The sequence below is a fragment of the Agromyces sp. Y182 genome (genome assembly GCF_059445385.1).
This window is the reverse complement of the sequence record NZ_JCAIUF010000001.1, coordinates 2,138,718-2,154,470: the sequence shown is the minus strand read 5'-3', so window position 1 is coordinate 2,154,470 and position 15,753 is coordinate 2,138,718. Positions and strand designations below refer to the sequence as shown.

12 protein-coding genes are annotated in these 15,753 nt (G+C 68.7%); 2 read left to right on the top strand and 10 right to left on the bottom strand.

Going from position 1 to position 15,753, the window contains the following annotated elements; genetic code table 11:
- Positions 1 to 4: 4 nt before the first annotated feature.
- The 9 genes from AC1C2R_RS09980 to AC1C2R_RS09940 all read right to left on the bottom strand — a co-directional run bounded on the left by AC1C2R_RS09980 (position 5) and on the right by AC1C2R_RS09940 (position 10,634).
- Entirely contained in the window at positions 5 to 1,498 is a 1,494-nt protein-coding gene (locus tag AC1C2R_RS09980; protein WP_495379818.1) for a CoA-acylating methylmalonate-semialdehyde dehydrogenase, read from the bottom strand.
- Positions 1,499 to 1,543: 45 nt separating this feature from the next.
- Entirely contained in the window at positions 1,544 to 2,887 is a 1,344-nt protein-coding gene (locus AC1C2R_RS09975; protein ID WP_495379817.1) for an aspartate aminotransferase family protein, read from the bottom strand.
- Positions 2,888 to 3,143: 256 nt separating this feature from the next.
- Entirely contained in the window at positions 3,144 to 4,304 is a 1,161-nt protein-coding gene (locus tag AC1C2R_RS09970; RefSeq protein ID WP_495379816.1) for an ABC transporter substrate-binding protein, read from the bottom strand.
- Positions 4,305 to 4,356: 52 nt separating this feature from the next.
- Positions 4,357 to 5,265 carry an ABC transporter permease gene (locus tag AC1C2R_RS09965; protein ID WP_495379815.1) on the bottom strand — a complete coding sequence of 303 codons (909 nt, stop codon included), beginning with the start codon at positions 5,263 to 5,265 and terminating at the stop codon, positions 4,357 to 4,359.
- Positions 5,265 to 6,125, bottom strand: coding sequence for an ABC transporter ATP-binding protein (locus AC1C2R_RS09960; RefSeq protein WP_495379814.1), 861 nt, complete (start codon positions 6,123 to 6,125; stop codon positions 5,265 to 5,267). Before AC1C2R_RS09960 ends, AC1C2R_RS09965 begins: the two co-directional genes overlap by 1 nt.
- Positions 6,122 to 7,126, bottom strand: a complete 1,005-nt coding sequence (locus AC1C2R_RS09955) for an ABC transporter permease (protein WP_495379813.1) — start codon at positions 7,124 to 7,126, stop codon at positions 6,122 to 6,124. Before AC1C2R_RS09955 ends, AC1C2R_RS09960 begins: the two co-directional genes overlap by 4 nt.
- Positions 7,123 to 8,139, bottom strand: coding sequence for a TIGR03842 family LLM class F420-dependent oxidoreductase (locus tag AC1C2R_RS09950; protein WP_495379812.1), 1,017 nt, complete (start codon positions 8,137 to 8,139; stop codon positions 7,123 to 7,125). The genes AC1C2R_RS09955 and AC1C2R_RS09950 overlap by 4 nt, the downstream gene beginning before the upstream one ends.
- Positions 8,140 to 8,181: 42 nt before the next feature.
- Entirely contained in the window at positions 8,182 to 9,645 is a 1,464-nt protein-coding gene (gene hydA, locus AC1C2R_RS09945) for a dihydropyrimidinase (protein WP_495379811.1), read from the bottom strand.
- A 140-nt stretch (positions 9,646 to 9,785) separates the two neighbouring features.
- The gene (locus AC1C2R_RS09940) at positions 9,786 to 10,634 is read right to left on the bottom strand and encodes a nitrilase-related carbon-nitrogen hydrolase (RefSeq protein WP_495352314.1); all 849 of its coding nucleotides are present in this window, start codon (positions 10,632 to 10,634) and stop codon (positions 9,786 to 9,788) included.
- A gap of 234 nt (positions 10,635 to 10,868) precedes the next feature.
- On the opposite strand from AC1C2R_RS09940, the gene AC1C2R_RS09935 reads away from it, so the two are divergent.
- Positions 10,869 to 12,338, top strand: coding sequence for an aminotransferase-like domain-containing protein (locus AC1C2R_RS09935; RefSeq protein ID WP_495379810.1), 1,470 nt, complete (start codon positions 10,869 to 10,871; stop codon positions 12,336 to 12,338).
- Between the two features lie 87 nt (positions 12,339 to 12,425).
- Positions 12,426 to 13,604 (top strand): Fic family protein, encoded by a 1,179-nt coding sequence (locus AC1C2R_RS09930; RefSeq protein ID WP_495352312.1) that lies wholly within the window; start codon positions 12,426 to 12,428, stop codon positions 13,602 to 13,604.
- A 53-nt stretch (positions 13,605 to 13,657) separates the two neighbouring features.
- Here the strand turns inward: AC1C2R_RS09930 and AC1C2R_RS09925 are convergent, their stop codons facing one another.
- Positions 13,658 to 15,706 carry an elongation factor G gene (locus AC1C2R_RS09925; protein WP_495352311.1) on the bottom strand — a complete coding sequence of 683 codons (2,049 nt, stop codon included), beginning with the start codon at positions 15,704 to 15,706 and terminating at the stop codon, positions 13,658 to 13,660.
- Between the last annotated feature and the right edge of the window lie 47 nt (positions 15,707 to 15,753).

Below are 15,753 nucleotides of genomic sequence, written 5' to 3'. Positions count from 1 at the left end.
AAGCCTATTCGTGCTGCGGGAACCCCAGGTTCAGCCCGCCGTGGCTCGGGTCGAGCCAGCGCGAGGTGACCGCCTTCTCCTGCGTGAAGAAGTCGAAGCCGCGCGGGCCGTACGCCTTCGCGTCGCCGAAGAGGGAGTCCTTCCAGCCGCCGAACGAGTGGTACGCGACCGGCACCGGGATCGGCACGTTGATGCCGATCATGCCGACCGTCACCTCGCGCTGGAAGCGCCGGGCGGCGCCGCCGTCGTTCGTGAAGATCGCCGTGCCGTTGCCGTACGGCGACGCGTTGATCACGTCGAGACCCTCCTGATAGCCGTCGACCCGCACGATCGACAGCACCGGCCCGAAGATCTCGTCACGGTAGACGGATGACTCGAGCGGCACCTTGTCGACAAGTGTCGGGCCGAGCCAGAACCCGTCGGCCTCCCCGTCGATCGCGACCGAACGACCGTCGACGACCACTGTCGCCCCGTCGGATGAGGCGACGTCGAGGTAGCCCACGACCTTGTCGCGATGCTCGCGCGTGATGAGCGGCCCCATGTCGCAGCCTCGGGTGCCGTCGCCGGTCGTGAGCCGCGACATCCGCTCGCCGATCTTCGCGACCAGCTCGTCGGCGACCGAGTCGACCGCGAGCACGACCGAGACGGCCATGCAGCGCTCCCCGGCCGAGCCGAAGCCCGCGTTGACGGCCGCGTCGGCGGCGAGGTCGAGGTCGGCGTCGGGCAGCACGAGCATGTGGTTCTTGGCACCGCCGAGGGCCTGCACCCGCTTGCCGTTCGCGGTCGCCGTGGCGTAGATGTACTTCGCGATCGGCGTCGAGCCGACGAACGAGATCGAGCGCACGACGGGGTGCTCGAGCAGCGCGTCGACGGCGACCTTGTCACCGTGAACGACATTCAGCACGCCGTCGGGCAGGCCCGCCTCCTGGAGCAAGCGGGCGAGCCACACCGCCGCCGACGGGTCCTTCTCCGACGGCTTCAGCACGACCGTGTTGCCCGTCGCGATCGCGAGCGGGAAGAACCACAGCGGCACCATCGCCGGGAAGTTGAAGGGGCTGATGATGCCGACGACGCCCACGGGCTGCTTCGTCGAGTACACGTCGATGCCGGTCGACACGTTCTCGGAGTACTCGCCCTTCGTGTAACCGGGCATCGCACAGGCGAGCTCGACGACCTCGAGTCCGCGGGCGATCTCGCCCGCGGCATCCGAGAGCACCTTGCCGTGCTCGCTCGTGAGAATGGCGGCGAGCTCACCGCTGCGGGCGTTGAGCAGCTCGCGGAACGCGAACATCACCTGCTGGCGCTTCGCGATCGAAGTGTCGCGCCACGCGGGGAACGCGCGCGCCGCCGCCTGCACGGCGACGTCGACGTCGACGGTCGACGCGAAGCGCACGCGCTTCTGCTCGATGCCGAGGGCCGGGTTGTAGACGGGCCCGCTGCGGTCTGAGTCGCCGGCGACGGATGCCCCGTCGATCCAGTGTTCGATCATCTCGGTCATGGTTCCTCCTCGTTGGGGTCTCGATACGCGTCGGCTTCGCCCGCGCTACTCGACCAGCGCAGTCGTGCCGAGCACCTCGTCGTACATCGCCACGGCTTCGGCGACCTCGTCGGCCGTGACCACACAGGGTGGCACGACATGGATGCGGTTGTCCTGCACGAACGGCAGGAGCCCGCGCGCGACGAGCGCGGACTTGATGCGGCCCATCGCCGCCGCGGGCAGCGGCTCGCGGGTCGCCCGGTCGGCGACGAGTTCCATCGCCCAGAACACGCCCTCACCGCGCACCTCGCCGATCACGGCGTGCCGCTCGGCGAGGTCGGCGAGCGCGGGCGCGATCACCGTGTCGCCGATGTCTCGGGCGTGGTCGACGATGCCCTCCGACGACATCGCGTCGATCGTCGCGACGATCGAGGCCATCGCGAGCGGATGCCCCGAATACGTGAGCCCGCCCGGGAACACGCGCTCGTCGAACGTCTCCGCGATCGGTTCATCGATGACGACGCCGCCCGCGGGGATGTATCCGGAGTTCACGCCCTTCGCGAAGGTGATGAGGTCGGGTCGCACGTCGTAGCCGTCGAACGCGAACCATCGGCCGGTGCGACCGAACCCGCACATGACCTCGTCGAGGATGAGGAGGATGCCGTGCTGGTCGGCGAGTTCCCGCACGCCCGCGAGGTACCCGGGCGGCGGCAGCATGATGCCCGCCGTGCCGGGAACGGTCTCGAGCAGGATCGCCGCGATCGACGACGGCCCCTCGGCCTCGATGACGCGTCTGAGGTGACGGAGCGCTCGCTCGGACTCCTCCTCGGGAGTCGTCGCCCAGAACTCCGAGCGATACAGGTACGGCCCGAAGAAGTGCACGTGCCCGCGGGCGAACTCGTTCGGCACGCGCCGCCAGTCCCCGGTCGCGACCACCGCGGCGCCCGTGTTGCCGTGATAGGAGCGGTACGTCGAGAGCACCTTGTCACGGCCCGTGTGGAGTCGCGCCATGCGGATCGCATTCTCGTTGGCGTCGGCGCCGCCGTTCGTGAAGAACACCCTGCGGAATCCGGATGGCGCGTGGGCGACGATGCGCTTGGCCGCCTCGCCACGGGCGAGGTTCACGGTCGACGGGGCGATCGTCGTGAGCAGCTCGGCCTGCTCGCGGATCGCCTGCACGACCGAGGGGTGCTGATGGCCGATGTTGACGTTCACGAGCTGGCTCGAGAAGTCGAGGTACTCGCGGCCCGCGTGATCCCACACCCGAGAGCCGCGGCCGCTCGCGATCACGAGGTTCGACGCCTGCGACTGGGCCGACCAGGAATGGAAGACGTGCTCGCGGTCGAGCTCGCGTGCGAGCTCGTCGAGTCCGTCGGTGAGGCTGCTGCCCTCGGTGTTGTTGGCGGTCATGGCAAGGTGCCCTTTCTGTCCGTTCGCTGATCGAGTAGTGCCGCGCCCCGGCGCGGTGCGTATCGAGATCTCGCAAGTCGGTCTCGATACGCACCCTCCTTCGTCAGGCGCTACTCGACCAGCGAACCATTGTCAGTTGCCGCTCTCGGCGAGTTCGACGCTCTGTCGGACGCTTCTCGAATAGCGAACCATGCCGAGTTGCCGCTCTCGGCGAGTTCGACGCTCTGTCGGACGCTTCTCGAATAGCGACGCATTGTCAGTTGCCGCTCTCGGCGAGTTCGACGTCGATGGGCTCGAAGCTCTCGCCCGTGACGTCGACGCCGTCGGCCTTCAGTTCGTCGAGCGCTTGCGTGATCCACTCATTCGACCATGCCGACGCCGGCGGCTCCTCGGTGATCGGGCTCGCACCCGACTCGTTGACCGCCGAGAGCGCCCCGGCGACGGTCTGGTCCCACGCGGCCTCGTCGATCATGCCGATGCCGTCGGGCGCCGGCCAGATGAGCTTGTTCGTCTCGTTGACCATCCAGAGCTCGTGGCTCGGGCCCCAGCCGGATCCCTCGGCGATCGTGATCTCCGATGCCTCCTCGGGATTCTCGGCCGCGTAGATCCAGCCCTTGATGACCGCCTTGAGGAACGCGACGGTCGTGTCCTGGTATTCTTCGTCGCTCTCGAGCCGTTCGGTGTCGGCCCAGATCGCGTCTTGCAGCATGGCGCCGACGGTGTCTTGATAGGAGATGACGTTGAAGTCCTCGGGCTGATAGAGCTCGCCCGTATCGGGGTTCACCGACTCGAGCAGCTGAGCGTACTCGTTGTAGGTCATCGCCTGGGCCGCATCGATGTCGCCCTGCAGGAAGGCGTTCATGTTGAAGTCCTGCGTGATGATCTCGACGGTGGAGGAGTCGAGGCCCTCTGCAGCCATGGCCGCGAAGATCTCCCACTCGTTGCCGAAGCCCCATGAGCCGATCTTCTTGCCCTCGAAGTCGGCGACGGAATCGATGCCCGAGTCGGCCCATGAGACCTGCAGGGTGCCCGACTTCTGGAAGATCTGAGCGATGTTCGTGAGATTCGCGCCCTGCTCGATCGAGCCGAGCACCTTCGGCACCCAGGCGATCGCGTAGTCGACGTCGCCGTTGGCGAGTGCGTCTTGCGGCACGATGTCCCCGCCCGAGGGGATGATCTCGACGTCCAGGCCCTCCTCTTCGAAGTAGCCCTGGTCGACGGCGGCGAAGTAGCCGGCGAACTGGCCCTGCGGCAGCCATTGGAGTTGGAGCTTCACCGAGGTGAGGTCGCCCTCGGCGTCGCCGCCGTTGTCGCCGTCTGACCCGTCGCCGGATCCCGAGCATGCGGTGAGGACGAGTGCCGCCGAGACGGCGAGCGCGCCGCCGATCGTCGCGAAGCGACGTCTGCTGTGGTTCATGTCGGTCCTTTCGTGGTGCGGTGCGGTGCCGTTCCCGCGCTGCGCGGGACGTTCAATCCCGTTCCGGGGGTGGATTCGCGACATTTCCATGCGTGTTCGTGCGGGATTCTGTCGGGAATGCACCCCCGGAAGGGAAACTGCGGGTGCGGGTGGTGCGGGTGGTGCGGGTGCGGCGCTGCAACAGCCGTTCGAGGGCCAAGCAAGCGAGGTAGAAGAGCAGGCCGAGAGCGATGGATGCCACGACATACGCCCAGGCCCGGGCGTAGGCGCTCGAGGCGGCCGACGTCGAGATGAGCCCGCCGAGTCCGCCGCGAGGTCCGCCGAAGTACTCGGCGACGAGCGCGGAAATCACGGCGAGCGATGAGGCGATGCGGATGCCGGTGAGGATGAACGGTCGCGCCGTCGGCAGGGTCAGCGTGCGCAGTACCTGGCCCGAGCTCGCCGCGTAGGCCCTCATGAGGTCGCGGTGCACGGGCGCGGTCTGCCGGAACCCGCGCAGCGTGTTGATGAAGACCGGCACGAACGAGGCGAGCGCCGCGATCGCCTGCCGCCCGAACTGGCTGTCGGCGCCGAACATCGAGTTCAGCACCGGGGCGAGGGCGACGATCGGGATGACCGCGAGCGAAGCGACGACGGGCGCGCTCATCTGGTCGATCGGGCGCCACCTCGCGGCGAGCGCGGCGAGCGCGATGCCGAGAATGGAGCCGACGATCAGGCCGAGCAACGCGTTCGTGCCCGTGAGCAGCGTCGCCTGCACGACCGACGGCCAGTACGCGACGAGCTCCTCGACGATCGACGCCGGGCTCGGCAGCAGGTAGTCGCTGACGCCGACGACGCTCACCAGGAACTGCCACACGCCGAGCACGATGAGACCGACCGCGACCGGTGCGACGATGCGCAGCGTGGTCTCGGTGCGCGGGCTCATGCCGCGCGAACCGGAACCCGCGGTCAGTGCCGTCATCAGCGGTTCTCCACTCCGCGCGCGCCGGCCGCGACGGGCGAGCCGTCGTGCAGCGCCTCCCTCACGGCGGTGACCATGTCGAAGAAGCCACGCTCCTCGCGGAGCTCTTCGGTTCGGGCAGCGCGTTGCGCATCAGCGCCGAGCCGCATCGGCACGATCTCTTGAATGCGCCCGGGCCGCGGCGACATCACGACGACCCGATCGGAGAGGAACACCGCCTCGGGAATGGAGTGCGTGACGAAGACCACGGCCGCGCCGGTCTCGGCCGAGATGCGCACGAGCTCGGTCTGCATCTTCTCGCGCGTCATCTCGTCGAGGGCGCCGAACGGCTCGTCCATGAGCAGCAGCCGCGGCTGCTCGGCGAGGGCGCGCGCAATCGCGACGCGCTGCTGCATGCCACCCGAGAGCTGGTCGGGGTAGCGGTCGGCGAAGTCCGAGAGTCCCACCATGTCGAGCAGCTCGGCCACGCGAGCACTGCGAGCAGCGGATGGCGCGCCGTGCAGTTCGAGCGGCAGCGCGACGTTGCCCGCGACCGTGCGCCACGGCAGCAGGCCCGCCTGCTGGAACGCGATGCCGTACTCCTGGTCGAGGCGCGCCTGCTTGGCCGATTTGCCGAACACGGCGATCGTGCCCGAGCTCGGCTGGTCGAGATCGGCGACGAGGCGCATGAGCGTCGACTTGCCGCATCCGCTCGGGCCGATGAGCGAGACGAACTCGCCCGCCGCGACCGTGAGGTCGATCGTGTCGAGCGCCTGCACCTCGCCGGAGCGGGTCTCGAAGACCTTGTCGACCCCGCTGATCGCGACCGCGGCCACGGTGGGTGATGCATCCGCGCCGTCTTGAGGCTCTCGAAGCGTCATGCGGCTTCCTCCGTTCGTCGGTAGTTCTTGAGGATCACGCCGAGGAGCGCGACCGATGCGGCGGCCACGAGCCCGAGCACGATCGAGCCGAAGATCGGCCCCCACGCCTTCGCCGGGTCGCCCGATGCCTGCCCGGCGAACTGGATCAGGATGCGGCCGATGCCGCCCTGCAGGCCCGTCGACACCTCGGCGACGACCGCGCCGATCACGGCGTTGGCAGCGCCCAGCCGCAGGGCGGGCAGCAGATACGGCACGGATGCTGGGAAGCGCAGCTTCACGAGGGTCGGCCAGTAGCCCGCCGCGTACGTCTGCATGAGCTCGGTGTGGATGCGGTCGGGCGACTGGAGGCCCTTCAGTGCACCGATCGCGATGGGGAAGAACGCGAGATAGCTCGCGATGAGGGCGACCGACATCCAGTCCTGCCACTCGAACGCGCCGATCTCGACGCGCGAACCCCAGCTCTTCACGACGGGTGCGAAGGCGATGAGCGGCACGGTCTGGCTCAGCACGATCCACGGCAGCAGGCCCCACTCTGCGATGCGCCAGCGCTGCATCACGAGGGCGAGTCCGATGCCGACCACGACGCCCACGAGCCATCCGACCGCCGCGATGCCGAGCGTGGTGAGCGCGGCGAGCGCGACCACGGCCCACAGCGGCAGTGCGTCATCGGCCCGGGTGACCGGCTCGCCGAGGCGACCGAGCATCTCCCAGATGTGCGGCATCGCGAGGTCGGTCGTGCGCGGCAGCACCCGTGTCTCGCCGATGACGACGCCGTCGGCGGGCCCGATCAGCTTGTAGCCCTCCCAGACGAGCGCGATGACGACGATGCCGGCGAGACCCCAGCCCCAGCGGGCGAGCTCGCGACCCGCCCGCCCCGGGCGATGGCTTCCCGCTGGTCGAATGGCGCGGCGCGGCGCGGCGCGCGTATCGAGATCGCCGTGCGGTGATCTCGATACGCGGCCGCCTTCGGCGGGCGCTACTCGATCAGCGGTGCCGGTCATGCCTTCGCCGTGAGGTGCTCGGAGAGCGCGGGGATCACGGTCTCGCCGTAGACCCGAAGCGTCTCCTCTTTGTTGTCGTGCTGGAGGTAGCCGGCGAACTGGTCGACGCCGAGTGCCTTGAGCTGTTCGAGCTTCTCGATGTGCTGCTCGGCCGTGCCGAGCAGGCAGAACCGGTCGACGATCTCGTCGGGCACGAAGCTCGTGTGCACGTTGCCGGCTCGGCCGTGCTCGTTGTAGTCGTAGCCCTCGCGGCCCTTGATGTAGTCGGTGAGCGCCTCTGGCACATCGCCGTGCGCGCCGTACTTCGTCACGATGTCGGCCACGTGGTTGCCGACCATGCCGCCGAACCAGCGGCACTGCTCGCGCATGTGCTCCCAGTCGTCGCCGATGTACATGGGCGCGGCCACGCAGAACGTGATCGACATCGGGTCGCGGCCGGCGGCCTCTGCGGCGTCGCGCACGTGCTTGATCATCCAGGCCGCGATGTCGACGTCGGCCAGTTGCAGGATGAAGCCGTCGCCGACCTCGCCCGCGAGCTTCAACGCGAGCGGGCCGTAGGCGGCCACCCACATCTCGAGTTCGGAGCCGTGGCTCCACGGGAACTGCAGCGTGGATCCGTGGTAATCGACGGGCCGGCTGTTCGCGAGCTCGCGGATGACGTGGATCGACTCCCGCAGCTCGGCGATCGTCGTGGGCTTGCCGTTGGTGACGCGTACCGCCGAGTCGCCGCGGCCGATGCCGCAGACCGTGCGGTTGCCGTACATCTCGTTGAGGGTCGCGAAGATCGACGCGGTCACCGTCCAGTCGCGCGTCGCCGGGTTCGTGACGAACGGCCCCACCTTGACCTTGCGGGTCTCGGCGAGGATCTGGCTGTAGATGACGTAGGGCTCCTGCCAGAGGATGTGCGAGTCGAAGGTCCACACGTGCGTGAAGCCGTGGTTCTCGGCGAGCTTCGCGAGCTGGACGGTTCGCGATGCCGGCGGGTTGGTCTGCAGGACCGCTCCGAATTCCATCCGTGCTCCCTTTGTCTCGATTTCGGTTGTCGGGTGGCCGAGCTAGATGAGGTACTGGCTGAGGCCGCGCTTGAGGAAGCGGCCGTCGCCCTTGGCGCCGAGGTAGGCGAAGCCATCGACGATGACCTTGCCGCGAGAGAGCACCGTGTCGACGTGGCCGTCGATCTCGAAGCCCTCCCACGCGGAGTGGTCCATGTTCATGTGGTGGGTGCGGCCCGTCGGGTTTCCGGATGCATCGAGCCCGACGCCGATCGTCGTGTGTCCATTCGGGTTGTAGACCACGAGATCGGCGTCGGCGCCTGGTTGGATGACGCCCTTCTGCCCGTACAGGCCGAACATGCGGGCGGGTGTGGTCGAGGTGAGCTCGACCCAGCGTTCGAGGGTGATCTCGCCGGTGACCACGCCTTGGTACATGAGATCCATGCGGTGCTCGATCGTGCCGATGCCGTTCGGAATCTTACGGAAATCGCTGCGGCCGAGCTCTTTCTGGTCTTTCATGCAGAAGGGGCAGTGGTCGGTCGAGACCATCTGCAGGTCGTTCGTGCGCAGCGCCTGCCACATCAACTGCTGGTGGCCCTCTTCGCGGGAGCGCAGCGGCGTGGAGCACACCCACTTGGCGCCCTCGAAGTGGCCCCACTCTTCGCTGGATGCCCCGAGCTGCTCCTCGAGCGACAGGTAGAGGTACTGCGGGCAGGTCTCGCCGTAGACGTTCTGCCCCTTGTCGCGGGCCCAGGCGAGCTGCTCGACCGCCTGCTTCGCCGACACGTGCACGACGTAGAGGGGCGCACCGGTCAGCTTCGCGAGCATGATCGCGCGGTGGGTGGCCTCCTCCTCCATCTCCCAGGCACGGGCGATGCCGTGGTAGAACGGGTCGGTCTTGCCCTGCTCGACGAGCTGGGCGGCGAGCACGTCGATCGCAGGCCCGTTCTCGGCGTGCATCATCGTGAGCATGCCCGTGTCGCGCGAGACCTGCATGGCCTTGAGGATCTGCGCGTCGTCGGAGTAGAAGACACCCGGGTAGGCCATGAAGAGCTTGAAGCTCGTGATGCCCTCGTCGGGCAGCTTCGCGAGCGAGGCGAGGGACGCCTCGTTGACGTCGCCGACGATCTGATGGAACGCGTAGTCGATCGCGCAGTTGCCGGCAGCCTTCGCGTGCCAGGTCGCGAGGCCGTCTTCGATGCGCTGCCCGTAGGTCTGCACCGCGAAGTCGACGATCGAGGTCGTGCCGCCCCACGCGGCCGCGCGGGTGCCGGTCTCGAACGTGTCGATCGCGGCGGTGCCGCCGAACGGCAGTTCCATGTGGGTGTGGGCGTCGATGCCCCCCGGGATCACGTACTTGCCGGTGGCGTCGATCACTCGGTCGACGGATGCCGCGACATCCGTGCCCAGAATGCTGCTGCCTGGCTCGAGCACAGCCCGGATCGTCTCGCCGTCGACGAGCACGTCGGCCGGGGCCCGGCCCGTCGAGCTGACGACGGTGCCGCCGGTGATGAGGGTGGTGGTCACTGCTGCTCCTTTCCATTCGCTGACCGAGTAGGGCCGCCAGGCCCGTATCTCCATTCGCTGATCGAGTAGGGCCGCCAGGCCCGTATCGAGATCTCGTCGCGAGGTCTCGATATGCGCTTCGCGCTACTCGACCCACGGGGTCACGGCTTCGGGATGGACGTGTAGGACTCGGGGCGGCGGTCGCGGTAGAACTGCCAGGCGTTGCGCACCTGCCGGATCATGTCGAGGTCGAGATCGCGCACGACGACCTCTTCATCGGTGCCCGAGCCGTAGTCGCCGACGATGTTGCCCTGCGGGTCGACGAACTGGCTCTTGCCGTAGAAGTTCACGGCGAGGTCGCCGTACTCGTTGTCTTCGAGGCCGACACGGTTGGCGGCGGCGACGAAGTACCCGTTGGCGGCAGCGGCGGCAGGTTGCTCGATCTCCCACAGTCGATTCGAGAGGCCGGGCTTGGTGGCATTCGGGTTGAAGACGATCTGCGCGCCGTTCAGGCCGAGTTCGCGCCACCCCTCGGGGAAGTGCCGGTCGTAGCAGATGTAGACGCCGATCGGTCCGACGGCGGTGTGGAACACGGGGTAGCCGAGGTTGCCGGGCCGGAAGTAGAACTTCTCCCAGAACTTGTCGAGGTTCGGGATGTGGTGCTTGCGGTACGAGCCGAGGATCGTGCCGTCGGCGTCGACGACGACCGCGGTGTTGTAGTAGACGCCGGGCTGCTCCTCTTCGTAGATCGGCAGCACCATCACGAGCCCGAGCTCCTTCGCGAGTGCGGCGAAACGCTGCACGATCGGGCCGTCGGCCGGCTCGGCGTAGTCGTAGTACTTCACGTCTTCGGTGATGCCGAAGTACGGCCCGTAGAAGAGCTCCTGGAAGCTGATCACCTGGGCGCCCTGCGCCTTCGCATCACGGGCGAACTGCTCGTGCTTGTCGAGCATGGACTCCTTGTCGCCAGTCCAGGTCGTCTGCGTGATGGCCGCTCGGACAATCGTCATGTTGTCTCCTCCGTCGGTCGGCGCCATTGCCGTGCACTCGATGGGCGTGGAACCGAGCTGCTCACCGGGTGGTGCTGTGACGCCGAGATTCGTGCTGCGGACTGCAAGTGCGGAAGTCCCGAACGGGCTCGCGACCCGTTCTGTTATTGTTCGGCGTGAACATTTCTCTTGTGTTTCACAGTGTGACGTTGTGGTTACTCATCCTGTCCCTTGCTTCGTGAGGAGGCAATGGTCGTGTCAGCTTTCGATGTGGCAATTGCTCGAGTGAACGGTGTCGGCGCGGCTGAAACCGGTGCGCGCGGCGAGCGACTGAGCGGATCCGAGTTGACCGCACTCACCGAATTCCCCGACGCCGGCCCCCGCGGCATCGCGGGCGTGATCGCGCGCCTCGTGAACTCCGGCGAACTCCGAGTCGGCACTCGCCTGCCGACCGTGCGCGAGCTCGCGAGCGAGCTCGGGGTGAGCCCGGCCACGGTGAGCCAGGCGTGGCAGGCGCTCTCACGGGCCGGCCTCATCGAGTCGCGCGGCCGCGCGGGCAGCTTCGTGCGGCCCCTTTCGCAGAGCTGGCTCGCTCCCCGCATGCGCGGCATGGCGGCGCCGAACGACCCCGTGCGGCTCGACCTCTCGCGCGGCACGCCCGACCCGCTGCTGCTGCCGGCGCTCGGCCCAGCGCTCTCCCGCGTCTCGGCCCGCGCCGAGACGGGCAGCTACCAGGCCGAGCCCGTGATCCCGGCGCTCGCGGCGGCACTCGCGGCATCCTGGCCCTCAGAGGGCGAGACCATCATGGTCGTCGACGGCGCGCTCGACGCGATCTCCCGCACGCTCGAGCAGCTCGTGCGCTTCGGCGATCGCGTCGTGGTCGAGAGCCCGGGCTTCCCGCCGTTCCTCGATCTGCTCGACGTGCTCGGAGCCGAGGCCGTGCCCGTGCGACTCGACGAGTACGGCATGGTGCCCGAAGCGCTCGCCCGGGCACTGCACCGGCGGCCGGTCGCGGTGCTCCTGCAACCGCGCGCGCAGAACCCCACGGGTGCCTCGATGAACGCCGAGCGGGCCGCGGCGCTCGCCCGAGTCATCCGCACCGCCCCCGGTGTCGACGGCCTCGTCGTCATCGAAGACGACCACTCGGGCCTCATCTCGACCGAGGGCGATGTGACGCTCGGCAGCTCGCTGCCCGGCCGGGTGGTGCACGTGCGGAGTTTCTCGAAGTCGCACGGGCCCGATCTGCGCATCGCGGCGCTCGGCGGCCCCCGCGAGCTCGTCGAGCGCGTGGTCGCCCGGCGCATGCTCGGGCCCGGCTGGACCTCGCGAATGGTGCAGACGATCCTCCTCGACCTCCTGACCGAGCGCGCTTCCATCGACGCCGTCGCCGAGGCTCGACGCCAGTACTACTCCCGGCAGCGCGCGCTCGGCGACGCGCTCCGGGCGCGCGGTGTCGAGGTCGCCGCCGCCGACGGCATCAATCTCTGGATGCCCGTGCTGAGTGAACGATCGGCGCTCGTGCAGCTCGCGGCGGCCGGCATCCGCGTCGCGGCGGGTACGCCGTTCCTGGCGGCATCGGATGTCGCCGAGGCCGCGGGCGGTGCCCGCACCCGGGCGGGCGGTGACTTCGTGCGGGTGACGGTCGGCTTGTTGCGCGAAGGCGCCGACGAGGTCGCGGATGCGCTCGCGTCGGCCGCTCATCACGTGGTGGCCGGCGGGTACTGAGGGCGCCTAAAGTGAACTTCAGCGCTGCCATATTTAGCTTTATTCGCGTACAGTTAATCAAGCTCACGCGATAGTGAAGGTTGCATCATGGTCCCTGCAGTCGGTTACGAGCATCTCCCCTGGGTCTCCCGCGTCGCGAGGGAGCATCTTCCGAGCCGCGAGCGCGCGAACCTCGATCGAGCGTACGTCGCCGCGGTCCCGAATCCGATCCGCGACCTGCAGTTGCACTTGCCCGACGCGATGATCGAACGTGTCGTCGAGGCACAGGAGCACGTCATCCGCTTCGACACCGAGATCGGCCATATTACGGCGCCGTTCGGCTCCATCCTGCTCCGAAGCGAGTCGGCGTCGAGCTCGCAGATCGAGAACCTCACGTCGAACGCCCGAGCGATCGCCGAGGCTGAGATCAACGAGCGCGATGGCGGAAACGCGGCGTTGATCGTTGCGAACGTTCGTGCGATGGAAGCAGCCGTCGCCGCTGCCGATGATCTGTCGGACACAGCGATCATCCACATGCACGAGGAACTCCTCGGACGCAGCGATCCGGACATCACGGGCAGATACCGCGACCAGCAGGTGTGGATCGGCGGGGGCAACTTCACCCCGCACGATGCCGACTTCATTCCCCCGCACCACGATCGCGTGCCGGATGCGATGCACGACCTCATCGCCTACGCCAGACGCCCGTCACCGATTCCCATCGCATCGATCGCCATCGCCCACGCGCAGTTCGAGACCATCCACCCATTCCCCGACGGCAATGGGCGCACCGGCCGCGCACTCGTGCAGGCCTCGCTCCGCAGGGCAGGGCTCACGAAGAGCGTCACACTTCCCGTGTCGGCCGGAATTCTGCAACAACGGGACATCTATTTCGAAGCGCTGACTGCGTACCGCTCAGGCGAGATCGCGCCCATCATCGATGTCTTCGTCGATGGCACTTTCCTCGCGATCGCGAACGGCCGTCAGCTCGTGAGCGACATCGAGCAGACGACCCAGGACTGGACAGACTCTCTTCGCGGGATTCGAGCCGATGCGGCCGCACATCGAATCGCCGGCCTCGCGGTCGAGCACCCGGTGCTCAACAGCCAGCTCGTGCGCGCCCAGCTCCGCGGCTCGGATCCGGCCCTGTTCCGCGGCCTCGATCAACTGGTGGAGCACGGCGTCTTGACCGAGACGACCTCGCGCTCACGCAATCGAATCTGGGTGGCGACGGCCATCATCGAGAACCTCGATGCGTTCGCCCGCCGCAGCATCCGCAGGCGATAACGCAGGTCTCCGCGCGGAACGCGCAGGGCGCGCTTCGCGCGCTGCCGTCGGCCTCACCTCGTGGCGGCGGCCGGCATCCTCGCGTAGTGGTCGGGCGCGATCGTCAGCTCGGCCCGGCCGCCGGTGATCGACCGCAGGTCGAGCACGTAACGAGCGAGCTCCGCCTCGGGCACGTTCGCCACGATGCGCGCCCGGCCGTCGCCGGCGGCCTCCGTGGCGCTGACCCGCCCGCGGCGGCCGGAGAGATCGGTCAGCACCGTGCCCTGCAGCTCACTCGGAACCGTGACGGTCACGAGCGAGACCGGCTCGAGCAGCACTGTGCCCGCCTCGGCGAGCGCCGCCTTCACCCCGATCGACGCCGCCGTGCGGAAGGCCATGTCGGAGGAATCCACCGAGTGCGACTTGCCATCGACGAGCTCGACGCGCACATCGACGACCGGATGCCCCTGCGGCCCGCCTGCGGCGAGGGCGTCACGCGCGCCGTTCTCGACGGCAGGGATGTACGAGCGCGGCACCGCCCCGCCCGCCACCGAGTCGACGAACTCGAACCCACCGCCGAGCGGTATCGGCGAGACCCGCAGCTGCACCACGGCGAACTGGCCGTGCCCACCGGACTGTTTCTTGAGTCGGCCCTCGACCTCGACCCGGCCCGCGATCGTCTCGCGGTACCCGATCGGTGCCGGCGAGGTCGTGACGTGCACGCCGAACACGCGAGCGAGCCGCTCGACGGCGACGTCGACGTGCGTGTCGCCGAGGCCGCGGAGGATCGCCGCTCCTCCCGTGCGATCGACCACGAGCGTCGGGTCCTCGGCGACGATGCGGCCGAGCGAGGTCATGAGCTTCTCGTCGTCGGACTGCGTCACCGGGGCGAGGCTCACCGCGTACACCGGCTCGCGCCGCGGCAACGGCGCGGGCTCGGCGCTGCCGCTCGCGCGGCTCCACAGCAGGGTTCCCGACGGCGAGCCCGTGAGCTTCGCGACCGCGCCGACCTCACCGGCGCGAAGCACGTCGGCCGGCAGGTGCTCGGCTCCCCGCAACCGGAAGAGCCCGTGCAGTCGCTCGTCGGCACCGGTCGTGGCGTTGCGCAGCCGGTCGCTCGGCCGCACGACGCCCGAGAGCACCTTGAACATCGACACCTGCCCGACGAACGGGTCGGCCACGGTGCGGAAGACGTGCAGCAGCGTCTCGCCGTCGGGGTTCGGGGCGACGGCCACCTCGGTGCCGCCCATCACGATGCGGCTGTCGTGCTCGAGCGCCGACGGTGCCAGCGCGCACAGGAGGTCGGCGACCCGGTCGACACCGGTGCCGGTCACCGCGGAGCAGACGATCACCGGGATCGCCTCACCGGTCGCGACTTCGCGGGCGAGGGTGCGCTCCAGCTCGGATGCCGCGGGCTCGCGCCCGTCGAGGTACGCCTCGAGCTGCTCGTCGTCATGCGACACGATCTCCTCGGTCACCTCGACGTGCAGGCGATGCTCCTCCGCCTCGACCGCGGCCGGGAGCGGTTCGTCGTGATGGCGACCGGCATCGTCATAGACGAGGGCCTGCTCGCTGAGCACGTCGGCGAGCGCGGTGAAGTCGTGCTCCTCGCCGATCGGCAGCTCGAGCGCCACGAGGCGATCGCCGAACGCGGCGCGCAGTTCCTCGAGCACTCGGCGGAAGTCGGCTCGAGCCTTGTCCTCCTGGGTGATCACGACGATGAGCGGCACGCCGGCGGCCTCCGCCGCGGCCCAGGCGGTGCGTGTGCCGGTGGTCACGCCGTCGACCGCGCTCACGGCCAGCACCGCGACATCCGCCACCGCCAACGCCGTGTCGAGACCACCGATGAAATCGGGATGCCCCGGGGCATCGGCGAGCGTCAGGGAGTGCTCGGTGCCATCGGGCCCGACCCAGGCCAGGTGGGCGAGCGAGAGCCCGAGCGTCATGCCCCTCGCGATCTCTTCGGGCTCGTGGTCGCCGGTCGTGGTGCCCTGCTCGATGCTGCCCATTCTCGGGATCGCGCCGGCGCGCAGCAGCAGCGCGTCGAGCAAGGTCGTCGTGCCGGAACCCGCTCCGCCCAGGAGGGCGACGGTCCGGTGGGTCGGAGTCGAGGTCGAGTTCATGAGGCCTCCCGCGCCGCTGCAGTGCTGTCCGTCCCATCGTGGACCCG